Raw genomic sequence first — 23,971 nt, 5'->3', positions numbered from 1 at the left:
TTCACTAAATTTGTATATCAAAAATTGAAATGAATACAAATCAAAATAAAGCAGTAGAATTTGAAGATTTAGGAGTCAAAGAATATCAGCCTGCCTGGGATTATCAGGAACAGCTGATGAAAAACATTATTGACACCAAAATAAAAAACAGAGATCTTCCTGCAGAACAGCATATCACAACCCCCAATCACCTTCTTTTTGTAGAACATCCTCATGTGTATACCTTAGGAAAAAGCGGACACGAAGAAAATATGCTTGCCGGTATTGACAAGCTTAAAGAAATTGATGCTACTTTCGTGAAAGTAAACCGTGGCGGAGACATTACCTATCACGGTTATGGACAAGTTGTGGGTTATCCTATTCTGGATCTTGAAAACTTTTTCACAGATATTCATTTATATATGAGAAATCTGGAAGAAGTGATCATCAGAACCATTGCCGAATATGGTATTAAAGGAGAACGCTCGCCGGGAGAAACCGGAGTTTGGCTGGATGTTGGAAAGCCTTACGCCAGAAAAATGTGTGCGATGGGAGTGAAAGCTTCCCGTTGGGTAACTCTTCACGGCTTTGCATTGAATGTGAATACGGATATGCGTTATTTTGAATACATTATTCCATGTGGGATCAAAGACAAGCAGGTAACTTCTTTGAAAAGAGAGCTTGAAAGAGAGTTGACACCAGAAGAAATGGAAGAATTGAAAGCAAAGATCAGAAAACATTTCGCTGATGTTTTTCAGGCAGAATTGGTTTACAAATAGTCAAGTTTGCTTACAATATAATATGCCCGGTTTCAACTATTGAAACTGGGTTTTTAATTTTATGATAATGTTATTTTTATTTAATTAGACTAGCCACAACGTTTATCATTACGTAGGAATCCAGACACAGAAAGCTTATGATAATGTATGAGGATAAAATAAGAGTTTAGATTCCTATGACAAAGCGAGTAAAGAAAAGATACGTACTAAAAACACCTGTATTCCAGTGATAAATTATCCATCAATCTTGTCTATTCCGTAGGAATTCAAATCGTAAAAAACAACGTATTTTACCATTTTAAAAATTTTCTATTTTCCTTGGATTTACCTATAAAAATCATCATTTTTATACCTTTTCCCCTATTATTAAATCAATAAAACAACAGAATAATTTATTTTTTTTTAAAAAAATATTGCTCATATTTTAAATTTTATTACTTTTAATGTCACAAAATAGTGAACTATCACCATTATAAAGTTCACTGAAAATTAACCACAAAATATAAAAACTATGAAAAAATTTCTGTTATCCATGATGGTATTCGTGTCGGTACTATCTTTTAATTCCTGCTCAGATTCAGGTGCCAGCCAGGATCCTAATCTTGTAGCCAAGGAGTCTAATGAAATTGCCATGAAAGACTTCGGTAAAACTGTTCCGGTAGGGATAGAAAAAGAGGATGGAAAATTTAAAGTTTCATTTATGGTTTCTGCACAGCCATATCAAATTAAGGATACCAAAGAAAATGCGGGATTTATCTCCATGATCAAAGAAGCAGTAGAAAATGAAACGCCTGTTCAGATTTTTCTGAAAGCTAATTCTAATGAAATTGCAAAAGTAGAAAAAGCAACAGCTGATGACATCCGTTATTTCAAATCAGTATTCAACAAAGAAGAAAGAGGGGAAAGTAACAAGGCAGTAAGTGTTATTCCTAATCTTGCTACATTAAACAGTCTTTTTACACAGATCAAAAACCAGTCTTGCGGAACTTCTACCGCATCTTCACCATGTATCACCTTCAGATATCCTGTGGATGGCTGCTATGCAAGAGCACATAAAATGAGACAAATCCTTTTGAACGCAGGTTACGATTGTGAAAAGCAATTCGTATATGGTAACCTAAGAGCTTCTACAGGAACCTGCTGCGTTTCATGGGTATATCACGTAGCCATTTTGGTAAGCTTCAAAAATGCTTCAGGAATTGTTGAAAAAAGAATCATTGATCCATCATTATTCTCCAGCGGACCTGTAACTGACGCTGCATGGAGAGCTGCATGTACCAATACAAGCTGTGGATCTGCTTCTGTTTCTTCTTATGCCAATACAGCAGGAAACGTATACTACAGAAGTCCATCAGGATCTTTATTATATGATAACAATTATGTAAATACCAACTGTGTATTGAATATATTCTCATCCCTTTCAGGATGTTCTCCTTCCCCTGCACCTAGTGTAGCAAGTTGTGGATTTTAACTAATTTATATAGAGCTCCTGCCCATATTTTGATATATTGCAGGAGCTTTTTACTTAATCTTTTTTTTATTATGAAAGCCTGGTCCTATTTACTATTACTTTTTATTATGATTACATCCTGTTCCGGAAATTCCAGTTCACAGAACTTAACATGGTACAATAATGCCACGATTTCCAACATCATGGAAGATCCCGATCAACCGAATGAAGTGGTACGTGTCGCTATTGGAATCAGCGCTCAGGTTTTTTATCTTTCAAAAAAATCACCGGAATACAAAAGCCTTATGGAAAAAGCAACCCAAAGCTTTAAAAAAGGTAAGACCTATAATATCGGTATTGAAAATAAAACCAATATTATCAAAGAAATTAAAGAGGTCAAATAATCCGGATTATCTGATCACAGAGATCCCGGCATCCACTTTCACTTCTGCCCCATGAATATAGGAAGCTTCTTCTGAAGCCAGAAACAGAACTACATTGGCAATTTCTGATGGTTCACCCTGTCTTTTAAAAGGGATTGTGGGGATAATATCATCTATAGCACTTTCAATCTGCTCTCCCGTTAATCCTGTATTATTAAAAATATTGGTTTTAATATGTCCGGGACTTACTCCATTCACACGGATTCCACGTTCTGTAAGTTCTACGGCAAAAGTTTTGATGAATGACTGCACCGCAGATTTTGCTGCAGAATACACCGAAAAATTAGGCATCGCAATCTCTGTCGCCACCGAAGTATTGAAAATAACAGAACTTCCGCTTTTCATCAATGGTAATATCTGCTGTACCGTAAAAAACGGTCCTTTTACCAGCATATCAAAGAGTTCATCAAACTGATTTTCGTCTACGTATTCTACGGGAGCAAATCTTCCGTAACCCGCATTGGCAAAGACCAGATCGATATGTCGTGTATATTTTCTGACTTCCTGCTGAAGATTCATCAGGTCTTTTATATTTCCTGCATTGGATACAATCCCAAAGGCACTTTCTCCAAGCTTTTCCAAAGCATTATTCACAGTTTCTTCACTTCTGCCTGTAATAATGACTTTCCCTCCTTCTTCTATAAATTTCTGAGCGGTTGCCAGACCCATTCCATTGGTTCCTCCTGTAATTAAAGCCGTTTTGTTTTTAAATCTCTGCATTGTTTTTAGTTTAAAATTCTAAGGCAAAGATTGGAATTCAAAGGCTTTGAAAAAATCCGAATCATGCTGAAATGATTAAAAGTGAAACTAAAAATTTCTCATTGCTATCTTCATTTATTTACCTTTTTAAAGTTTATCAATAATCGCCATCAATAAAATCTTTCAAAATTAAATTGCACACAATTAAATTGAGTGTACATTTGTACTGTTCATTTACTTCAACATAAAAACAGAAGTGATAAAACACAAAGTAGTTTAATTTAAAAACAAAATAAAAATGTCATTAATAGAAAATCTAAACTGGAGACACGCTGTAAAAGCTTATGATCCTACCAAAAAAGTTTCACAGGAAGACCTTAATACCATCTTAGAATCAGCAAGACTGGCTCCTACTTCATCCGGACTTCAACCGTTCAGAATTATTGTAGTAGAAAATCAGGAACTGAAAGAAAAAATGGTAGCAGGCGCTTTAAACCCTGAAGTCATGAGAGATTCTTCTCACGTTTTGGTCTTTGCAGCATGGGACAGCTATTCTAATGAAAAAATTGACAAAGTTTACGATTATCATACCGATGTAAGAGACCTTCCGAGAGGACGTTTCGGAAGCTACACCGATAAAATTAAGGAAATGTATGGAGCACAGACTGCTGAAGAACATTTTGCCCACACTGCCCGTCAGACTTATATTGCCTTAGGAATTGCCCTGGCACAGGCTGCAGAACTTAAAATCGACAGTACACCGGCTGAAGGTTTCAGCAATGCTGTGGTGGATGAAGTACTGGGATTAAAAGAATTAGGATTAAAAAGTGTAAGCCTTTTATACCTTGGATACCGCGACGAAGCTAATGACTGGCTTTCTTCTATGAAAAAAGTCAGAATTCCAATGGATGAATTTATCATAAAAAAGTAATACCTTCATCGAATCTTTCGTACTCAAACATTATGGAAAATCCGAAAACACCCAAACTGGAAAACCAGATTTGCTTCCCATTATATGTCATTGCCAAAGAGATTACAGGGCTTTACCGTCCTTTTCTTGATGAGCTGGGCATTACGTATCCGCAGTATCTTGTGATGATGATATTATGGGATGGTGACGGACTTACGGTAACGCATATCGGAGAAAAACTGTTTCTGGACAGTGGAACTTTAACCCCTCTTCTTAAAAGACTGGAGTCTAAAGGATTTATTATCAGAAAGAGAAAAAAAGAGGACGAAAGAGTGGTTGAAGTATTTTTAGACGAAGCTGGAAAACAGCTTCAGCAGAAGGCTTGTGAAATTCCGGGAAAAATCCAGGAAAAACTGGGAATACAACCGGAAGAGCTGCTGCACCTTAAAGACACAGTCTTAAAAATATTAAACAAAATAGAAAAATAAATGAAAACTTTATATACCACTCAGGTTACTGCTCAAGGAGGCAGAAACGGCCATGTGAAAAGTGAAAACGGAGTATTGGAACTTGAGGTAAGAATGCCGAAAGGTTTAGGAGGAGCCAATGATGATTTTGCCAATCCTGAAATGCTTTTTGCAGCAGGATATTCTGCCTGTTTCGACAGCGCTCTGAACAGAGTGATCAGTCTTTCTAAAATAAAAACCGGAGAAACTACAGTAACTGCTCAGGTAAGCATAGGCCAGCTTGAGAATGGCGGTTTCGGACTGGCAGCAGAACTGGATGTGAACATCCCGGGAGTTTCTCTTGAGGAAGCACAAGCGTTAACAGAAAAAGCGCATCAGATCTGTCCTTATTCTAATGCTACCAGAAATAATATGAAGGTGAAACTTTCAGTAACCAACAACGATTAATCCAATTTTTTTAAGCATAGTTATAACGAAAGGAGCTGTTTCAGTAGAAACAGCTCCTTTTTTTAATTTTCCCACGGATTTCGCAGATGGGCACAGATGATTGAGAATATTTTTTTGTATATAATGCTTAAGAATTTCATTCATCATTCATCATTCATCATTTATAACTCAATATGATATTAAAATAGAGTAATTTTGTGTCATGGAAATCATTATAGATATTGTATGCCAGGTGTATGCAGGGCAAAAATCAAGAAAGACGATTGATCTTGTTCTAAACACATTCCTTCCCGGATATGAAAAATTAAATCTCGATTATACTTTCCCAAGGCACGACAAAGATTATATTTTTAAAACAGAGGATGAAATGATTGGTTATTTCATCGAAAACCCTGCCCTTGACCAAACTTTTTACTGGAATAAATATCATGATAATCCGGACAAAATAATGGTGGGTGCCAATATAACAAATGATGACAGACTTATTATGAGCCTAACAATGGACACTACGGAAGACAAAAGAGATATGTACTTCAATAAGCTAAAAGAAGTTTTACAATCAGATATCGGGGTAATTACCTATGTGTATCCCGCAGGTTATGAAGATGGAGAAGATTTTATTATAAAATATGGATAGAAAACAGAAACCTACTCAATCTATTCATCATTCATCATTTATCAAACATCATTTATAATTACCTCCTGTCTTTATTTACATCACTTTTCTGATAGGCATCTACCTTTTTATAAGAATCGTTTTTTTCTTTTTCCTTTTTATCGGAAATCAGAATTCCGAAAAGATGGTCGATTTCATGCTGGAAAATTACTGCTGTAAAACCTTCTACAATTTCTGAATATTTCTGCCCTTTCAAATCCACATATTCCAGTTGGATAACTTTGCTTCTGTAGAACTGATCTCTGAAGTCAGGAATAGATAAATCGCCTTCAGGACCGAGGTTCTGAAGATCAGATCGCCAAACTATCACCGGATTAATAAAATATTCCAACGGAGTTCCTTCTTTATCAAAACGCTGTACCCAGATGATCTTTCTGTTGATTCCCACCTGAGGGGCTGCAATACCTACTCCGCCATCCGTAGATAGAAGAGATTCTTTCATCCTTTTTACCAGAACAGCTGTATTGGGATCAAGAGGATCTGCTTCTGAAGAAATGTTCAGCAATGTTTGATGCTGATTATTATCCGTCGTCTGATAAATTGGTAACGCCTTGTTTACATCTCCCTGATTGATGATGGAAAGTTCATTGGAAGTCAGTTTTTGTGCATTGAACAGTCCGATAAAAAAGATCAGCAGAATGGGTAATTTCTTCATATGTTTTGAATGTGATACAAAGGTAAATATTGTGGAGTAAAAATGATTATAGAACGCTGATTTTTATGTTTTGGCTAAAGCCATAGAAGTTGGCATAAAAAATAAACGGGCTAAAGCCCGTTTCTATTGAATTCAATGTAAGTTTGATTTTTGTCATTCTGAAAGGAATGCAATGGATTGAAGAATCTCATAATTAATTAACAGTGAGATTCTTCCTTCGTCAGAATGACACTTTTGTGAAAAAATTAAAAAGTCTTCGTCATATCTCCCGGAATAATAAGATTGAAGTCTGTCGGGATATAATCTTTCGCTGGTACTTTCAATTCAGGATCGTCTGATTCAAAAACGGAGATTACTGCCATTTTCAGGTTAGGATTTTTCTGTTTGAGGTACCAATAAATTCCACCAAATTCTTTGCTGTGATAGTTCCCGTTGTAGTGGATGAAGGTTTTTCCGGCCTGATAGCTTTTCAGGATAGATTCAGCCATTGTAGCATCTTTTGTAGCCTGAGCTGAAATAAAATTCATCACTTTAGTTCCTTCTGCATGATCTCCCATCATCTTTTTCATTTCCGGATATCCGGGAGTGTCTAAAGTCACTTTAATCGGCAGCTGTGCAATGTAGGCTTTCTCTTTTTCGCTTAATTTATTCAAGGATTCAAGACCTTCTTTTGCGGTTTGAGAGGCATATCTTCTTGGGATATTGGTAGCAACAAAATTCAGCTTTTTATCTTTCGCAAAATCAACCAAAGGCTTGTAATCAGTTGCATAATTGTTCCATAAACGGGCAGAATCTTTCAAAGTTTTAGCATCAAATTTTCCGTTTAAATATTGATCCAGCTGTGCCTGATTGTCTCTTTCAAACATTTCTGCTCCTAAGATCAGCTGTCCGTTCTTTTTGGCAAACAGCGCTTCCGTAATTTTAAGCTGAAGCCAGTGATTGATAGAACTGTTATGATTTTCACCAAAAAAGACCACATCATAATCTGCCAGTTCTTTTACCAGCTTTTCTGTCTTCACTTCTTTTCCTTTTTTATCATAAAACTGATACGCTTTTAAATCCTGTGCCTTTAATGAACAGAAACCGGCAAAAAGTATCGCTATGAAAATATGTTTCATTTTATTTTATATTTAATCACAAATTACACAAATATTTCGTCACCCATAGGCCGCATGCAATAAAAAAGACCGCTTTGAATTTTACAAACAAAACGGTCTCATTCAAATCATCTAATTATTATTTCTCTAATGCGGCTACAAGGTCCTTCCACTCCTGAAGCTCAGGAATTCCAGGTTTTCTTTTTCCGAAGAACTGAACGATGAAGTCTCCTTCTTTGTTGAATACTTCGATAGCCGTTACCTCTCCGTCTTCAGTTGGTTTTTTCACGATCCATGCTTCAGCAATTTTCGTTACATCAAGGTGTAAGTTGAAATCAGGATCCATCACGTTGAACCATTGTTGGTGCCAAAGTGTTTTCTTCACATTTCCTGTGTGGATCTGAATGATTCCTCTGTTTCCAACGAAAACCATGATCGGTGTATTTTTTTCAGAAGCATCTTCAAGGATGTTCACTACTTTAGCATTATCGATTTTCTTGGCAAATCCTTCCGGAGCCAATCTTAATGCCTGCGTTCTGCTTACTCCAAATTTTCTGGTCATCATGAAGAAATCATGAGTATCTTTCAGTTCTGTCCATGCTTTTTTGAATCCTTCCACATCAATGTCTGAATCTGCTTTTTCAGCCTGTTTTGGAGCTACTGCTTCAAAAACAAGTACCTGATTCTGATCTTCTGCTTTGAATTTTTCTACGATCGCATCGAAAGCAGCTTCATTACTGTCTTTCGTTAAATAAATCTTGTGAAGTGCCAGACCATCTTTTCCGAAAAACTGAAGGCTTTTCTTCTCTCCTTCCTGTACGGCAAAAGCAAATTTCCAGTGGTTAAGGAAAATTCTGAGATCGATATCTTCACCCACAAAAAGCTGTGCATGAGGGCTGCTGAAATCTCCGTTCAGGTAAGTTCCTTTTCTTTCATGAACACACTCATCATTACGGGTAAGCGCCATTACTTTTCCTAATTGCCCGGCTTCTGTAAGGATTCCCTGGAAATCCGGATTCAGGACCGTAACGCCTTCTCCAATGCTTGTTGCCAATAATTCTGCCTCACTTACTTCCAGCTGTGCTGCAGCATTTCTTATTCTAATATGTGGATTTTCTGCTTTCAGAGCTTCCCATTTTTCCTTTAAATCATTAACTAATGTGCTCATTACTTTACTTTTTTATGGTTAAAATTGTATAAATTCTTCGTATGGTTTCGTTTCCTGTTTTACTTTTTATTTCTTCTTCTCTTTCAGAAGTTTTCATTCTTTTAAATTGGCTTTTGGAGACCAGCTCTTCCATTTCACTGTTGCTGTACAAGGTGAAATCATACTCCGTAAACGGCAGTTTTTCCATGAATTCTCTTTGTCCGAACGTAAGAACAAATGTTCCGTCATCTTTTAAAACTCTGTAGATTTCATTTAAAAATTCAACCGGATTTTCCCAGAAATAGACTGTGTTTACAGTGAATATTTTATCAAAAGATCGATCCCGAAAAGGAAGCCTTTTGCCTTCATACAGAACAAAATCTGCTTCGCTTTCAAATTCTTTGTTGAGCCTTTTGGCTTCATTGTGCATGGTTTCAGAAATATCTATTCCTGTGTATCTGAGATTTTTGGCAAGACTCATTATACTTTTCAGATGGGCGGCATTACCGTGTCCTATTTCAAGGATCTGCTGCTCATCTTCTATCACCAATGTTTTGATACTTTCCAACGTCATGCTGATGTTGGTAGCATTCATCATTTCACCAATCTCGATGCCTCTTTCACCCTGAGGATTGGCAAGATTCTGTGCGAGGATTTTGAGTTCGTCTTTTTCCATGGTTATCCAAAAATGATCATTGGGTTATTCGTAATAGGGTGTCCGCAGATGGTACAGGGGAAGTTATAGGCATTGCTGATATTTTCTTCAGTAAAAACTTCCTCTGGAGTTCCATAGGCAGAGACTTGTCCTGATTTCATTAATAAAATCTTATCTGCAAACTGTGCAGCAAGGTTCAGATCATGCAAAACGACAATAGCACTGTTGGCTTTTTTGGTGAAATTTTTGATAATTTCCAATGCTTTGTACTGATGTTTTATATCTAAATTATTCAATGGTTCGTCCAGAAAAACCAGTTTGTGGGTGATCTCGTTTTCAAGCTGTGCCATCACTCTTGATAGATGTACACGCTGCTTTTCTCCTCCTGAAAGGGTGTTGTATTCTCTTTCTTTCAGATGAAAAATATCGGTTTCGTACATCATATTATTCATGGCTTCAAGATCTTCTTTTCCGGGCTGGGCATCGAAATAGGGATACCGTCCCATCATGATCACATCTTTTACCTCAAGCGGAATATCGTTGCTGTTGTGCTGTGAGAACTTGGCTTTGTGTTTTGAAAGTTCTTTGATATTCCATTCTTTAATAGGTTTATCTTTAAACAAAACTGTGTTATGTCCGGATTTCACTTCATCTGCCAACACGCTCAGAAGGCTTGACTTCCCTGCACCGTTGGGTCCTACAATGGCCAAGAATTCACCGTATTCCAGAGAGACATCTACCCCGTCCAGAATCCGGAATTCTTTATGTTTATAATTAATCTGGTGTGCCTTGATCATTACAGTGATTTTTTAAATTTAACCAAAATAGCGATAAAAATAGGGCCTCCCATTAAGGCTGTTAAAATTCCGATCGGTAGCTCTGATGGTGCTACAATACTTCTGCTGAAGGTATCTGCTGTCAATAACAAAATGCTTCCGCACATCGCCGATAGTGGCAAAATAAAGGTATAATTGGATTTGAATAACAATCTTAAAATATAAGGTACAATAAGACCTACAAAGCCAATGGTTCCTGAGAATGCCACGCAACTACCCACCATTAAAGCCACGATAATAATGATCTGCTTTTTCAGTCTTTCCACATTGATTCCCAGATGTTGTGCATCTTTCTCTCCCAGCATCATTGCATTCAATGCTTTTCCTTTTGGAAGTAAAATAATGTAAGCAATCATTGCAACAATAGCCAGAATGATATTCTTCGTCCATGTAGCGGCTGCCAGACTTCCTAAATTCCAGAAAGTAAGATCTCTCAGCTGCTCATCTTTTGAGATATAGATCAAAAACCCGGTTATCGAAAACCCGATAGCCGTTATCGCAACTCCGGTAAGCAGCATCATCACTACATTTGTTTTTCCTCCGCTTGTTGAAATCCTGTACACCAGCATCATTGATAAAAAAGAACCGATAAAAGCTGCTATTCCTACCAGTGAAAATTGTACAGCTTCAGGAAGATATTCTTTAAAATGTCCTCCTAAAACAATCGCAATAGCTGCCAGCAACGTTGCTCCGGATGTAAGTCCTATTAAATCTCCCGTTGCCAGAGGATTCTTGAAAAGCCCCTGAAGACTCGTTCCTGAAACCGACAACATACTTCCTATTAAAATGGCCATGATAATTCTGGCTGCTCTTACGTCCCAAATCACATATTTATCACTGAGTGATAAACCGGAATCTCCTTTTATAAATTGCCACAGAGCCCTGAACGGAGAGTTTTCTCCGAAATCATAAACTCCTGTATTAAGTGACAGTACCGCTATAATGATAAGCAGTACTGCACTTATGATAAGATAAAAGTATAGTTTACTTTGTGCTTTCAATTAAAAGTTTGTTTAATCCTACTGCTGCTTCTCCTACTCTTGGTCCAAAACCTGATACTAAACCTCCGTCCATTGCAATGATTTTCTTGTTTTTACCTGCATTGGTCTGAGATACTCCCGGCATTTTTAGCGCTCCTTCGTTTCCTCCTGCTCCCTGTAAACCAGTTTCGAAGAAGAATAATACATCAGGATTAGCTTTTACAACCGCTTCCGGAGTCAATGGTTTGAAATCTTCAAAATCAGTGACTGCATTTTCTCCACCTGCGAGGGTAATCAATGACGCCATTGGGGTATTTTTACCACTCACCATCAGCATATTTCCTCTGGCGTAGATGAACAATACTTTTGGTTTTTTAGCGATAGGCTGTACCTGTTTAAGGTCAGCATCAATTTTATCATTTAATGTCTGATAATCTGTATTTCCGATCGCTTTTGCTACCTGTTCGATCAGTTTTTTAGTTCCTTCAACCGTATATTCCTGTTTGAAAACTTCCGTTTTAATTCCTGAAGATTTGATTTTCCCCATTAGTTCCGGGTTGATATCTTTATCAGAAGCCAGAATCAAAGTAGGGTTTACAGCCATGATCGGCTCAATTGTCATTGATCTCATGTGTCCTAAATCTTTAGCGGTAGCTTTTAAAGAAGCAGGATAAGTACTGGTTACATCCGTTGCAACGATTTCTTTTTCGTGGCCTAAAGCAGCTACGATTTCAGTAATTCCTCCGTTTAGTGTTACTATTTTATTGTTGGTTTTTGGTGCTTCAGAACTAGCTTCTGTAGTATTTTCTTTTGCTCCTGCTTCTGCTTTTTTGCAAGAATATACTGCTACAAGAACAGAAGCGGCAAGGATGAATTTTTTCATGATATACTATTATTTGATTATTTATAAAGGTTCGAATTCAAAATTGGTGTACCCTCTTTCTCCTTTTGTATTTTTCATGGTATTGAATCTCAGCTTGAAATAAAAACCTTCAGCATCTTTCAATACAAAGAAACGGTCTGCATATACAAAAGGAACAGGATTGGAGGCGGTACCGGTAGTAGTTCTCCATTTATCACCAATCGCTCTCTGGTCATTGAAAACAAATTTTGCAGGCTCTACATCTTTCAGTTTAAAAGCATTGTAAGCAGCATCAAGACTTCCTGTAACCGTTACCTGATAAGCACCTACTCCATTCAGGGTATTGGTTGCTACAAAATCAGCATAAAAATAACTTCCGGCACTTGTTGTAGGTCCCATGAATACTTCATTGGTAAATGTCGTAAACACCATGTCCCATTTTTTCTTCTTAGGCTGAATTTTTACCGGAGTTCCTGTTTTCAGGTTAAAGAATGAGAAGTTGTATTCTGTATCTTTGGTAATAAGATATTCTTTGATATCTGTTCCTGTTGCATTCACATCGGCATAACGGATTTTATAGCCATTCTGCGCTCTCAGGATCTGAATTTTTTTCCATCCTCTCGGATCACCGGACAATGAAACGGAACCAGCTCCGATATTGGCAGAAGAAGGTATTTCTCTTCCCAGATTGATCAGATACACTGGGTTATCAGCATCATTTTCGTGGATGGCATCAATTCCTGAAGTCTGATTTAAGAAGTCTCCGTTCGGATTGTCAACATACTTCATGTTGGCAGCATCAAATGTTCCTACCTGGGCAATATCTTTTAAACTTGAAATATCAGTTTCCTTTACTTTACTGATGTCTGAAGCGTTGGGTATTTTGATTACCGTCATCGCAAGAGATCCGTTCATAATCACTCTGTAGGCATCGCCACTGTAAAAACCAAGGTCCCAGTCTGTTCTGCTGTTGACCGCAGGATTGGTATAGTCACTTAAATCGATCCAAACCTGATTAGGTTCTGTAGGACCGCCAACTTGCACACTTACTTCAGACCCTGTCATAGGAGGAACCGGAACCGGATCTTCGTCTGCAGAAAGACATGACTGTGTGGCGGCCATGATAGAAAGAAGAGATACTATTTTTAGATACTTCATAATCGTAACGTATTATTTAAAATTGAAACATTAATCGGGCAAAATAGCTTCTGCCATAATATAAATTAACAAACCCGTTCGCAGCGGTATGGGCTGAACCTGCCACTGCAGTAGAGTTTAATCTTGTGACATCGAATATATTTTTCACCCCGGCTGAAATTTCAAAGTGCTTATTCCAGAAAGGCTGGCTTACAATAAAATCCATCATATGGAAACTATCTATTTTTCCAAGGCGGAAGTCATTAGCTCCATCGGATACATAAATTCTGTCCGGACCTGTGAATTTGTAGTACAGGGCAAAATTAGTGTCGGTACTTTTCAGTTTATAAGTTGCTGAAGCGCCTGCCTGTACCAGATACTGAAAGTCTGTTGGGGAAGAAGATTTCAAATCAATCATCGATACTGATGTTCCGTTTACTGATCCTCTTAAAGACAGGGCAAACTGATCTTTTCTGAAATCTACATTAGCGGAGAGTAGTAGATTTTTATAGGTATTAAGGTTCATATATTTGTAGGTGGACGGCTCTTTAATCATCACCATTTCAATTCTGTCACGTACATCAAGGTATAATGCGTCTACTCCATAAGCGATCTTCCAGCCATTATCTGCTGAAAAGTTCTGATTCCAGAAAAGTCCTGCAGAGAATCCCTTTTCAGGATTCAAGTCCGGATTTCCCTGTACATCATGGTTAAGATTCACAAAATAGGTGTACAACTCATCGTATTTTGGAAAGCGGTTAGCCGATCCTACCACTGCTCTAAGGTTTGAATTCTCAGAGGTTTTATATCTTGCTGATAAAGAGTAGTTGTATTGATTATTAAAGTTTTCGCTAAGAGAAAGTCTTACTCCCGGTCTTAAAGAGAATTTGTCTGACACATTCCATTCTGCAGAAAGGAAATTGGAATAAGTGAAGATCTTTCTTTTTACCGCTTCACCAAAGAAATCTCCGGCAATTAAAGCAGCATAGCCATTGGTATAGTCTAATTCATATCCTAACTGAAAATCAAAAATTTTGCTATCGAGGAAGTTGCTGAACATCCCTCTTGAATAGATGACATCTGTCTTATAGTAAGACTTTTCGTCCTGACGGCTTTTGATTTGCCTGTTCGGGATATCGTAATTATAGTCGTAATATTTTCTATCCTGATTCTGGTACGAGAAGTCTCCCATGTATCGGATGTGTCCCAGATTGGTTTGAATATTGAACTGGTGAATCCATCGGTCTGTGTTGTATCTTCTATCTCTGCTTTCGTAGGCAACTCCACCCAAACCATCATTAAGAGGATTTCTGTTCACCTCCGGATTATAAAAATTGAATTTTTCGTCAAGATAAGATAACTTGTAAAAGAATGTCGTTTTATTTTTGGTATATCTTAATAGAGCAGAAGCATCATACTGATCTTTCGGGTTCCATTCATATCCTCTTTGGTTATCCTGTCCGAAATATTTGTAACCTTTGCTTTCTCCCTCATATCCCATAAACTGGTTATGATTGAAATTGATGCTTGCAAACCATTGACTGTTGATATTATAATCTACATTAAGATTCTGGATATGTCTGCCGTTCCCCCTCTTCTTAAGATCGTAGTTGTCCCTTACGGTCTCTTCCTGCAATGAACCTCTTACACTTACTTTTTTTGTGCTTGTTTTCTTTGTAATAATGTTGATGACACCGGCAACGGCACCATTTCCATATTCAACCCCCATACTTCCTTTTACAATTTCTATTCTTTCGATATTGCTTAGTGTAATTTTGGTAAGGTCTATATTACTTCCCAGTCCTGTATCCCCTACTACCGGTATATTGTCTATAAGAATTTTCACATAGTCTCCGTTAAGTCCCATGATGTTTGCGGTGGAATTTCCTGAACGCGTATCCGGCGTGATCTGTATATTCAGACTTTGATTTAAAACCTCGGCAACATTTGTCGCTGCCATATTTTTAATCTGTTCTGCATCAATAACATCAACCTTATAGATAGATTTGTTAATAGACTGTTGCATGTACTGTCCTGTAATAACAACTTCTTCAATTTTCTTTTGATTAAGAGAATCCTTTTCTTGTGCATTGATCCATAAGGCCACGGATAATGATAGAACGGAAAGCACTTTCTTCTTCATAAGGGTACAAATTTTCAGCAAATATAAAACTTTATTTAGACTCATTAAAAATAATTGTATATTTTTGTGGAATAATTCTAAATAAAAATAATCTCATGAAATTACAATTACTTTTAGGAGCTCTGATGTTTACAGCCTTAACGGCGAATGCTCAGATATCTAACATCAATGAAAATTTCAACAATTTTACCGCTGGGAATACTACTTTCCCTCAGTTTGGATGGTCTGCCATCGTTGCACCGATAACAGGTGAGTTTCCTCCTGTACCTCCAAGAATGATTGTAGCAGGAGATTCCAACAGATTCGTTCAGTCGTATGCAGGAAACAATGCAACAGGTTCTTCTTATCTGATTACTCCACAGATTGAAACTCCAACAGGAAATAAAACTCTGACTTTTGATACTACCCTGGTATCTCCATCTCCTGGTCCGGGAAGCATTCAGATAGGAGTAGCATCCAACCCTGCAGATATGTCAACTTTCGTTCCTGTAGGAAGTCCTATTAATGTTTCGGTTATTGGTACAGTACAGAATATCAGTGTTAATATTCCGGCATCCACAGGCTCATACATTGTATTTAAGTTCACTCCTACTGCTACTCACGTAGCAATCCAGGTAGATAATGTAGTGTATAACACGACTGCTTCCTTAGGTGTATCAGACAACAATAAATCAACAGAAAATTTCAGATTTGCCTTAAATTCTGATCAGTCTGCAATAGAATTCATTGTCAAAAAAGATCCTAAAAACATTCAGATCTATTCTGCAGCAGGACAAAAAGCAGCAGAAGGAAAACTGAACGGACAAAGATTTGATATCAGCACGCTTCAGACAGGAATATATTATATGAATATTGAAACTGCAGAAGGAAAAACAATCCAATCAAAATTCATCAAAAAATAAGGTTTATTAGACTATTATTTGCCTTTTTAAAGCCGGCGGGATCACTCCTTCCGGCTTTTTCTATACCCAATTTTCTCTGTTTATCATGAGAATTAAAATAAAAACACGATAAAAATCATTTTTTTATTTAGACTGATTAAAAATAATTATATAATTTTGTGGAATCATTCTAAATAAGGATTTAAAAAATAAATTATGAAAACAAAACTATTATTGGCATCAGTACTGGCACTGTCTGTTCAGCAGACTATTTTGGCGCAGACTGACGCGTTGGGATATTCACAGGTAAATATGACCATGGGAAGTGGATACCAAAACCGTGTATTTGTGAATCTTGCAGATGGTAATATGGTTTCTCAGCCAGCCAATACCTGGGATATTGCTTTTTATAGAAACTCAAACTATGCATTCGGATCAAGAGTCAATGATGCTAAAGATATTGAAGTATTCACTGCTTCTACCAATTTAGCCGATTGGGATAATATTAATATCAGCAATGAATCTTCCTGGGGCGATCCTCTTTATAATCCGGACCAGACCACTGACTGGAGCCAGGGAGCTTTTGAACAGGGACCTGTAACCTCTCCAAACCCTAATATCCCTTCTACAGGATGGGGTGTTTATAACCCGGTAAACCACCATATTCAGGGGAAAGCTATTTTTGTTTTAAAATATGCTTCAGGAACTTACATCAAGTTTGCTATTGAAGATGCTTTTGCAGGATATACCTTCAAGTATTCAAAATGGAACGGTACATCATGGGGAGCTACGGAAACAAGAACGCTAGCTAACGGTACAGATGATTCTTATTTCAACTATTTCTCTTTTGATACCGGAGAAAAAGTTCCAAATCTTGAGCCTTCCAGAACGGCATGGGATTTTGTATTCACCAAATATTATACATTCTATATGGGTGTGCAGATGTACCCTCTTTCAGGAGCCATTCAAAGCCCGAATGTAAAAGTAGCAATGGTACAGCCTGAAACGCAGCAAACAGCAGCATATGCCATTCCTGCCAGTACAAGTTTCTCATCAGATATTACTACTGTAGGACATTCATGGAAAGGAATCGGGACCGTAAAAAGTGATGTGGTATATTACGTTAAAAAAGGAAACGACTATTACAGAATGTACTTCACTACCAATGGTGGAGCCAGTACAGGAAATATGTACTTCAAATACAAAAAAATCACGGAAACGTTAGGAATTACTGAAGTAGGAAAAAAAGCCTCTTTCGGTATTTACCCTAACCCTACCACAGCGGATAAAAAAGTAACTGTTCTTTTTGATGTTAAAGAAAAAGCAGGCAACAAAGGGAATGTAGAAGTTTATGATCTTACCGGGAAAAAGGTATATTCAGATGAACTTACCAACCAGGCAGGATTCTACAAGCAGGACCTGAACCTTTCTACCCTTCCATCAGGAAATTATCTTGTAAAAATTACTTACGGTGGCCATTCGGAGACGAAAAAGCTTATCGTAAAATAATCTTTCTATTTTAATACTTTCTATTTTTTCTAATAAAAGGGCGGTTTCAGAATATTGAAACCGCCTTTTATTTTCTATTGATATAAGATTCTTCTTTAAATCATTAAATATTTAAATCTTTAAGTCCATCAATATTAATATATTTTAAATCCCTTATAAACCTCTGCAGAGCTTTCCATAATTTTGGAAGCGTCTTTACGGAAGTCTAGCAGGTGATCCTGGCCGTTATGTCTGTTGTGGTGCTCAACGCTTTCCCAAAGCTCGATCAGGAAGAAAGTTCCTTTATTATCTTTATCTTCAATAAGATCGTACTGCAGACAGCCTTCTTCTTTTCTTGTTTCTTTCACAAGGTTCTGAAACAGCTCTACAGCGTCCATCAGATAATTTTCATTAAACTTAAAAAGTGCAATGATATGTAAATTCATGTTCTAATATTTAGTGATGTAAAAGTAAAATATTTTCAAAACCGAATATCTTTTTAACCCTTTTATTTTTCCACACCAAGTGTAATTTTTAATTAAAAACTGATTTATAAATAGTTATAGAACTCATTACAATCACCAGAGTTCCGATAATCACAAACATTTTCTTTACAGGAAGCTTTGCGGTAAGCATGGCGGAAAAAGGAGCGGTAATAATTCCACCGATTAAAAGTCCGAGAATAATATTCCAGTGCTGGATTCCCAAGGTAAAGAAAAAGGTAATGGCAGCGGTTAGTGTAAGAATAAACTTGGCTACGGTAGAGCTTCCTACGGCAAATCTTGGGGTGAATGCATTTTTAATCAATGTTCCGGTTACCAAAGGTCCCCAGCCTCCACCAGCAAACGAATCTATAAAGCCTCCTATCACGCCCAGCCTGGTTAGATTGGTTTTCCTTTTCAATGCTTTACTCTGTTTTTCTTTAAAAGCATTCGAAAGAATCTGGAATCCAAGGTATAAAGTGTAAAAAGCAATAAGCGTTTTCGTGATTTTCGCATAATATTCTCCCAGATAAGTAAGGCATACAGCACCAATAACAGCACCAATAACAGCCGGAATAGCAAGTTTCTTCACCAGACTTTTGCTTACATTTTTCAATTTAATATGGCTGAGGCTTCCCGCAGCCGTGGTAAAACTTTCCGCAGAATGAATACTGGCGCTTACAATATGCGGTGGAATATTGAGCAACATTAGAGTTGTGGTACAGATTACACCATACCCCATTCCCATGGAACCTGCAACAATTTCCGCAAATACACCTACCAGAAGCATCCAGTAAAAAATGTAATTGTCTTTGGCCAGAATGATCTGCAGTTCTTCCAGATATCCCAGTTCGTACATGGAGAAAACAGCAATGGATATAATAGCAGCTGTCACCAAAAGGACATTCAACCTTATCTGAATTTTTCTTGAAATCACCATATCACAACCGTTTTAGTCCATACTCCTTCATCATTAGCATCATTGACCATTGAGATATTTAAAGTTGGGATGTTTTCTGTAGTTCTGTGTGAGGAAATCTTTCCGGATATAATACATGCAGCCACGGAATGCACTGCAGTAATAGAGGGCGTAAGCTTTTGTAATTGGGTTACCTCTTCTTTTGAAATCATAGTTTATTCATTTGAAGTAATGCAAATATCTGATAAAATATTTATCCTACAAAACAAGTAGACTATTAATTCAAAAAAAAAGGATCAGATTAATCAACCAGATCCATTAAAGTTTTACTTTCCAGAATATTCAGTGAAGCATCCCGAACCTCTATCAGAACGTCATGAAGTCCGCAGTGATCTTCATTGCAGTCCTCACATTTTTCATAAAAATTGAGACTTACGCAGGGAAGCATTGCAATAGGACCATTCACAAGGCGAATAATCTTTGCCAGTTTCACATTTTCCGGGTTTTCTTTTAAGAAATAGCCACCACCCTTTCCTTTTTTACTGTCAAGGATTTCCGCTTTTTTCAATTCAAGGAGGATGTTTTCCAAAAACTTTAAAGGAATCTTTTTATGTTCCGCAATTTCAGAAATAAGAATCGGGCCTTCATTTCTTTTTTCTACAAGATATGAAAGCGCCTTAAACGCATATTGAGATTTTTTTGAAAGCATTAGAGCAAAAATACGAAAATTGTTTAATATTTGAAAAAGACCTGAAAACAGCAATAATAAAGGAATAAAAAGGCAGGTTTGTCTATCCGTAATTTTACGGTTTTAGGTACCACACTTTTGCCTTTCTCCTATTAAATCATTATGTTTGCCATATGTTCAGTAAACAAGAAGCACAGCAATTAAAAAAGGAATTTTGGACAGCTTTTGGAAGATCTTTTCCCAGAAAATGGATTCTTTATGACACCAAAATCAAGGACATGGCATTTAAATTTTCTGCCGACAACAAAAAAGCAGAAGTTTCTCTGGATATCGAAATGAAAGATGAAATCTTCAGAAATGCTTACTACGAGAAAATCTGGTCTTTAGAGGATATCTTAAAAGATTTTATTGGAGATTTTCAGAAAGAAGAATATTTTACTCTTGAAAACGGCAAGGTCATCAGCAGGATCTGGATTGAAAAACATAATGTTTCTATTTTTAACAAAAACACCTGGCAAGAAATTTTTGAATTTTTTGTGGACAAAATGGACGGTTTCGAAAGGTTTTATTACGAATATGAGGATTTTATAAAGGATATATAGAATACTTACGAAATAAATACTTCTTTATACTTCGAGATGATAAAAAAAGAAAAACTTATCTTTGCCCTACCACTTAAACTAATAGATGAAACAAACTAACATGATTAAAAATGAGAAAAGTGTACAAAAACATTTTTGGAGAAATCATCTCTAAAAGTAAAGCTGTGAAGCTAAGCGAATATCATCTGTATTATTATGAGGAAGGTTCCGATTTCCTGAAAGAAATTGAATTCATCAATGAAGACAGTGTTTACAACATCAATTATTTTTTAAGTGACGAAGAAGACGAAGCGCAGGTAGTGGATTATCTTAAAGAAAAATCTGACTTTTTTGACATTGAAAAAAAAGAAACTACCGACGGGTTTATTATTTCTACCAATAAGCTTTATTCATTATCCGTAGACGATCTGCCCTTAATTTCAAAAACTGTTTTCAAAACCGATGATCCTGAAAACTTTATCTGTTCACAGGTGATCGATAACGAAACGGATCAACCGCAGCTTGAAAGAACCATAAAATGCTGGTATACCAACGACGAAAACGGCGAAAAATACGCAGCTATTGAATGCAGTTATCAGGAAGACGGAAAACTGGAACTGGCTGTAGACAAAACTCCGGATCCGGATCATGAAGAAAACTGGATTCATTATGACTATGACACTTTCCAGGACCTTCAGTCACAGATTTCCACTGACATCAGCTATTACAAAACTGCAGCCTTACTCCCAAAAGAAGCCTATCAGCAGTAATCTATATTCTTTAACACACCACAACCCGATTATTAAATGGAAGAGAACCCAATTTTTTTTGCAGACGGAAATGATCCGGAAATGATTCAAGCGTACAGAAAAGCTCAGGAAACCTTTAAGTATTTCTGGCGTGAACAGTCCTGGGAATACAGAAGAATCATTCCCGGACTTAATGTATCATGCGTTAAAACAGCTTTTGAAGAACAGGATGAAGAAACCGGAGAAAGTCTGGTAGAACATATGTGGATTAATGAAATATTCTTTGACGGAGATCACGTGAGAGGATATCTTATTAATGAACCTAATAGTCTTAAGAACATCCAGGTGGGTGATTATGTAGAAATTCCTTTACAAAATATCAGTGACTGGCTTTTTGCCATCACTCCGAGTGTACAGAAACCAAAAGGACTTTCCAAATTATTTTCATCCTCATCCTCACCTCTTCCGAAAGCTTACGGAGGATTTACCATCCAGAAAATGCGTGCTGATATGTCTGATGCAGAAAGAAAAGAACACGATAATGCATGGCAGCTGGATTTTGGGGACTTTAATGATATCCTTGTGGTCAATAATCAGAAGGAAAATCCCGAAAATCTTATCGAACATCCGATGAGTAAAAATATGAAGGAGGAATTTGTAAAGTTTTTACAACAATATCCGGATGAACTCACCCAAGCTGATGAAGACGGACTGACGCTTCTTCATAAAGAAACCATTGCAGGAAATCTAACCACTGTACAGATTGCTTTAGAAGCCGGAGCGGATAGAAACATCCAGTCTAAAAAAGGAAAAACGGCTTTAGATTATGCAAAACAGCTGAACTGGGAACACCTTATTCCTGTATTGGAAGGATAAATTATTAATTAAGACTATTCTAACTCAGAATTTATTTAAACTTTTATTTTTGAAACATTAAGATTGTATTAAGCTGTTGAGAGTATTAAGATAAGCTTCGCTTTAAGCTTAAAATCAGAATGATTCATCTTATTAACTATACTTTATTTCTTAAATGCTTCTTAATGGTTTTTAATATGTTCAACATTTTTTATAAGTCTTAATAACTACTCAATGCTAAGTTGTTAAAATAAAAATTCCGGAAGATTTTCTTCCGGAATTTTTTATGTTTTATCCAAATTTCTTTTTCCTTAACCAGAAGAACAATCCTCCGATAAGACCGATAATAGCCAATGGAAGCAGTAAATTGATCCATTGCCAGGTCGATTTCTCTTCAGTAATTCTTTGTCTGTCAAGAAGCCTTTCTTCAATGTTTCTGTTTCTCAGCTCCATCAGGTTGCTGTCATCAAGAAGGTAATCCAAAGCATTTCTAAGGAACTGTTCGTTTCCAAACTGCTCGTTTGTTAAAAGGTCTACACCTAAAGGAAGTGGTTTACCTTTGATCACTTTGTTTCTTCCTACATCTCCGTCTGCAATCACAATCATTTTGTTTTCCGGGCTGGATGTTTTGAATCCAGGGTAAGATTTTCTTTCAATTCTTGATGCGTAGGCAGAGTTAAATTTTCCTTCCAATGCTACAGCGAAGATCTTTGGAGTACTTGGTTTTTCCATTTGTCCAAGACTGTCTACGCTTGCAATTTCTTTCAGATCCACATAGTTGGGTACCTGTTTCAATAATGTTCTTTCACTGGATTCGAAAAGAACTTTTGTTTTGATATTCTTTCTCCCTCCTAATGTATCAATAGAAGTCGGGAATTCAAATTTTACAGGGTTAATATTTTTTGTGATCGGATTATTATTTTCAGCAATTCCAAGCGGATAATAAGGCCAGGGTAAGCTTGTGTACTGAGGATTTCCACTCACTTCTCCTGTAACCAGTCTTAATAGGGCAAACTTTTTAACGTCTTTTACCAATGCGGGATTGATTCTCAGTCCGTAATTGAAAAAGAAATCCGTCATATTGATATCAACCGGGAAAGGCATTACTTTTTTGGATCTTGTTAAGGTATCCATTTCAGCATTCACCGCATCAATCATCCAAAGGGTTTTTCCTCCGTTCATGATGTATTGGTCCAGAATTACTTTTTCATTATCTGTAAAAGCTTTTCTTGGTTTTGCAATCACCAAAGCACTCATCTGCTTTAATAGCGGAATATCTTCTACTGAAAGTTCCGTCTGATTTTTAGGAATAATAGGTCCTGCATCGTAGTTTTCCATGGCTAGCTGTACAAATCCCTGAAACTCGTCCGGATTCAATTCATCGTGGTTGACCAGAATTCCGATTTTCTTTCTCTTGGCTGCTGCAATATTCTTAATGTTGGAAACAAGATTATATTCCAGTCCTTCAATAGATCTTGTCAGCTGCTGATCAGCATCGATTCCTGCCTGCTGTACCACTAACGGGATAGAAACTCCGTCGTTCCCATGTTTAATCACAGCGTAAGGGAAAAGGGTGATCTGTGAGATCTTTCCATCTTTTACATCCGGAAGAATAGACGGCTGCATTCCCATTGCCATCAAAGTGTCCTGAGACATTTTGGTTTTAATAGGATCGATGAATTTAAAATCGATCTTCGGATTAATTTTTCTGAATTCTTCCAGCATAAATTTCGTTTCGCTTTGCAGCTGTTTGAAACTTGCGGGAAAGTCTCCTTCCAGATACACTTCAACCGTCAGAGGCTTTTTTACAGACTCCAGTACTTTTATGGTGTTATCGGAAAGGGTATATCTTTTTTCTTTTGTTAAGTCTAATCTGATTCCCGAATAAGTAAGGATAATCACTAAAGGAACAATTACAATTAAGAAAATTCCCAGTGGAGATTTAGCATTGAACTTCTTCATGATT

27 protein-coding genes are annotated in these 23,971 nt (G+C 36.9%); 12 read left to right on the top strand and 15 right to left on the bottom strand.

Translation table 11 applies throughout. From position 1 onward, the window contains the following. The first annotated feature begins 29 nt into the window (after positions 1 to 29). The 3 genes from lipB (at position 30) to RAH34_RS16290 (ending at position 2,612) form a co-directional block, all read left to right on the top strand. A complete protein-coding gene (lipB, locus tag RAH34_RS16300) occupies positions 30 to 758 on the top strand; it encodes a lipoyl(octanoyl) transferase LipB (protein ID WP_306596818.1) in 729 nt (242 codons plus the stop codon). 511 nt (positions 759 to 1,269) lie between these two features. Continuing rightward, positions 1,270 to 2,229 (top strand): protein-glutamine glutaminase, encoded by a 960-nt coding sequence (locus RAH34_RS16295; RefSeq protein ID WP_306596817.1) that lies wholly within the window; start codon positions 1,270 to 1,272, stop codon positions 2,227 to 2,229. Positions 2,230 to 2,336: 107 nt separating this feature from the next. Continuing rightward, on the top strand, positions 2,337 to 2,612 hold the full coding sequence (locus RAH34_RS16290; RefSeq protein ID WP_162800894.1) for a hypothetical protein: 276 nt from the start codon (positions 2,337 to 2,339) through the stop codon (positions 2,610 to 2,612). A gap of 6 nt (positions 2,613 to 2,618) precedes the next feature. Here the strand turns inward: RAH34_RS16290 and RAH34_RS16285 are convergent, their stop codons facing one another. Next, positions 2,619 to 3,371 (bottom strand): SDR family oxidoreductase, encoded by a 753-nt coding sequence (locus RAH34_RS16285; RefSeq protein ID WP_306596815.1) that lies wholly within the window; start codon positions 3,369 to 3,371, stop codon positions 2,619 to 2,621. 277 nt (positions 3,372 to 3,648) lie between these two features. Here RAH34_RS16285 and RAH34_RS16280 point away from each other — a divergent pair, with 277 nt between their 5' ends. The 4 genes from RAH34_RS16280 to RAH34_RS16265 all read left to right on the top strand — a co-directional run bounded on the left by RAH34_RS16280 (position 3,649) and on the right by RAH34_RS16265 (position 5,811). Further along, positions 3,649 to 4,281, top strand: coding sequence for an NAD(P)H-dependent oxidoreductase (locus RAH34_RS16280; RefSeq protein WP_306596814.1), 633 nt, complete (start codon positions 3,649 to 3,651; stop codon positions 4,279 to 4,281). Positions 4,282 to 4,313: 32 nt separating this feature from the next. Next, entirely contained in the window at positions 4,314 to 4,748 is a 435-nt protein-coding gene (locus tag RAH34_RS16275; protein WP_114820596.1) for a MarR family winged helix-turn-helix transcriptional regulator, read from the top strand. Beyond that, the gene (locus RAH34_RS16270) at positions 4,749 to 5,174 is read left to right on the top strand and encodes an organic hydroperoxide resistance protein (protein WP_306596813.1); all 426 of its coding nucleotides are present in this window, start codon (positions 4,749 to 4,751) and stop codon (positions 5,172 to 5,174) included. Between the two features lie 202 nt (positions 5,175 to 5,376). After that, positions 5,377 to 5,811 carry a hypothetical protein gene (locus RAH34_RS16265; protein WP_306596812.1) on the top strand — a complete coding sequence of 145 codons (435 nt, stop codon included), beginning with the start codon at positions 5,377 to 5,379 and terminating at the stop codon, positions 5,809 to 5,811. Between the two features lie 58 nt (positions 5,812 to 5,869). Here RAH34_RS16265 and RAH34_RS16260 read toward each other — a convergent pair whose 3' ends face one another. The 9 genes from RAH34_RS16260 to RAH34_RS16220 all read right to left on the bottom strand — a co-directional run bounded on the left by RAH34_RS16260 (position 5,870) and on the right by RAH34_RS16220 (position 15,362). Beyond that, on the bottom strand, positions 5,870 to 6,505 hold the full coding sequence (locus RAH34_RS16260) for a peptide deformylase (RefSeq protein WP_114820598.1): 636 nt from the start codon (positions 6,503 to 6,505) through the stop codon (positions 5,870 to 5,872). 245 nt (positions 6,506 to 6,750) lie between these two features. Beyond that, positions 6,751 to 7,623, bottom strand: coding sequence for a ChaN family lipoprotein (locus tag RAH34_RS16255; protein ID WP_306596811.1), 873 nt, complete (start codon positions 7,621 to 7,623; stop codon positions 6,751 to 6,753). A gap of 118 nt (positions 7,624 to 7,741) precedes the next feature. Then, positions 7,742 to 8,770 carry a hemin-degrading factor gene (locus RAH34_RS16250; protein WP_306596810.1) on the bottom strand — a complete coding sequence of 343 codons (1,029 nt, stop codon included), beginning with the start codon at positions 8,768 to 8,770 and terminating at the stop codon, positions 7,742 to 7,744. A 4-nt stretch (positions 8,771 to 8,774) separates the two neighbouring features. After that, positions 8,775 to 9,425, bottom strand: coding sequence for a class I SAM-dependent methyltransferase (locus RAH34_RS16245; RefSeq protein WP_306596809.1), 651 nt, complete (start codon positions 9,423 to 9,425; stop codon positions 8,775 to 8,777). 2 nt (positions 9,426 to 9,427) lie between these two features. Next, complete coding sequence (locus tag RAH34_RS16240; RefSeq protein WP_306596808.1) at positions 9,428 to 10,201, bottom strand: heme ABC transporter ATP-binding protein; 774 nt, start codon at positions 10,199 to 10,201, stop codon at positions 9,428 to 9,430. Then, positions 10,201 to 11,241: an iron ABC transporter permease gene (locus RAH34_RS16235; RefSeq protein WP_306596807.1), complete on the bottom strand. Its 1,041-nt coding sequence runs from the start codon at positions 11,239 to 11,241 to the stop codon at positions 10,201 to 10,203. The genes RAH34_RS16240 and RAH34_RS16235 overlap by 1 nt, the downstream gene beginning before the upstream one ends. After that, a complete protein-coding gene (locus RAH34_RS16230; protein WP_306596806.1) occupies positions 11,225 to 12,103 on the bottom strand; it encodes a hemin ABC transporter substrate-binding protein in 879 nt (292 codons plus the stop codon). The genes RAH34_RS16235 and RAH34_RS16230 overlap by 17 nt, the downstream gene beginning before the upstream one ends. A gap of 21 nt (positions 12,104 to 12,124) precedes the next feature. Then, complete coding sequence (locus RAH34_RS16225) at positions 12,125 to 13,240, bottom strand: HmuY family protein (protein ID WP_228411956.1); 1,116 nt, start codon at positions 13,238 to 13,240, stop codon at positions 12,125 to 12,127. Positions 13,241 to 13,256: 16 nt separating this feature from the next. Next, entirely contained in the window at positions 13,257 to 15,362 is a 2,106-nt protein-coding gene (locus RAH34_RS16220) for a TonB-dependent siderophore receptor (RefSeq protein WP_306596805.1), read from the bottom strand. Between the two features lie 95 nt (positions 15,363 to 15,457). Here RAH34_RS16220 and RAH34_RS16215 point away from each other — a divergent pair, with 95 nt between their 5' ends. Next, the gene (locus RAH34_RS16215; protein ID WP_306596804.1) at positions 15,458 to 16,264 is read left to right on the top strand and encodes a T9SS-dependent choice-of-anchor J family protein; all 807 of its coding nucleotides are present in this window, start codon (positions 15,458 to 15,460) and stop codon (positions 16,262 to 16,264) included. A gap of 195 nt (positions 16,265 to 16,459) precedes the next feature. Next, entirely contained in the window at positions 16,460 to 17,752 is a 1,293-nt protein-coding gene (locus RAH34_RS16210; RefSeq protein ID WP_306596803.1) for a T9SS type A sorting domain-containing protein, read from the top strand. Positions 17,753 to 17,886: 134 nt separating this feature from the next. Here RAH34_RS16210 and RAH34_RS16205 read toward each other — a convergent pair whose 3' ends face one another. From RAH34_RS16205 to RAH34_RS16190, 4 genes are all read right to left on the bottom strand, one after another. Then, positions 17,887 to 18,177 (bottom strand): putative quinol monooxygenase, encoded by a 291-nt coding sequence (locus RAH34_RS16205; protein WP_047376912.1) that lies wholly within the window; start codon positions 18,175 to 18,177, stop codon positions 17,887 to 17,889. A gap of 88 nt (positions 18,178 to 18,265) precedes the next feature. After that, a complete protein-coding gene (locus tag RAH34_RS16200; protein WP_306596802.1) occupies positions 18,266 to 19,153 on the bottom strand; it encodes a sulfite exporter TauE/SafE family protein in 888 nt (295 codons plus the stop codon). Beyond that, on the bottom strand, positions 19,147 to 19,344 hold the full coding sequence (locus tag RAH34_RS16195; protein WP_306596801.1) for a hypothetical protein: 198 nt from the start codon (positions 19,342 to 19,344) through the stop codon (positions 19,147 to 19,149). Before RAH34_RS16195 ends, RAH34_RS16200 begins: the two co-directional genes overlap by 7 nt. An 89-nt stretch (positions 19,345 to 19,433) precedes the next feature. Continuing rightward, positions 19,434 to 19,841, bottom strand: a complete 408-nt coding sequence (locus tag RAH34_RS16190; RefSeq protein ID WP_114820611.1) for an Rrf2 family transcriptional regulator — start codon at positions 19,839 to 19,841, stop codon at positions 19,434 to 19,436. Between the two features lie 152 nt (positions 19,842 to 19,993). Here RAH34_RS16190 and RAH34_RS16185 point away from each other — a divergent pair, with 152 nt between their 5' ends. The 3 genes from RAH34_RS16185 (at position 19,994) to RAH34_RS16175 (ending at position 22,026) form a co-directional block, all read left to right on the top strand. Beyond that, entirely contained in the window at positions 19,994 to 20,422 is a 429-nt protein-coding gene (locus tag RAH34_RS16185; RefSeq protein WP_114820612.1) for a DUF4268 domain-containing protein, read from the top strand. A 119-nt stretch (positions 20,423 to 20,541) separates the two neighbouring features. Continuing rightward, on the top strand, positions 20,542 to 21,171 hold the full coding sequence (locus RAH34_RS16180) for a hypothetical protein (protein WP_306596800.1): 630 nt from the start codon (positions 20,542 to 20,544) through the stop codon (positions 21,169 to 21,171). A 36-nt stretch (positions 21,172 to 21,207) separates the two neighbouring features. Then, entirely contained in the window at positions 21,208 to 22,026 is an 819-nt protein-coding gene (locus tag RAH34_RS16175; RefSeq protein WP_306596799.1) for a DUF2314 domain-containing protein, read from the top strand. Positions 22,027 to 22,296: 270 nt separating this feature from the next. Here RAH34_RS16175 and gldG read toward each other — a convergent pair whose 3' ends face one another. Next, positions 22,297 to 23,967 (bottom strand): gliding motility-associated ABC transporter substrate-binding protein GldG, encoded by a 1,671-nt coding sequence (gene gldG / locus RAH34_RS16170; protein WP_306596798.1) that lies wholly within the window; start codon positions 23,965 to 23,967, stop codon positions 22,297 to 22,299. Between the last annotated feature and the right edge of the window lie 4 nt (positions 23,968 to 23,971).

The organism is Chryseobacterium sp. WLY505 (genome assembly GCF_030846215.1).
In the GTDB taxonomy this organism is placed as follows: Bacteria; Bacteroidota; Bacteroidia; order Flavobacteriales; family Weeksellaceae; genus Chryseobacterium.
This window is presented reverse-complemented; position numbering and strand designations above follow the sequence as displayed.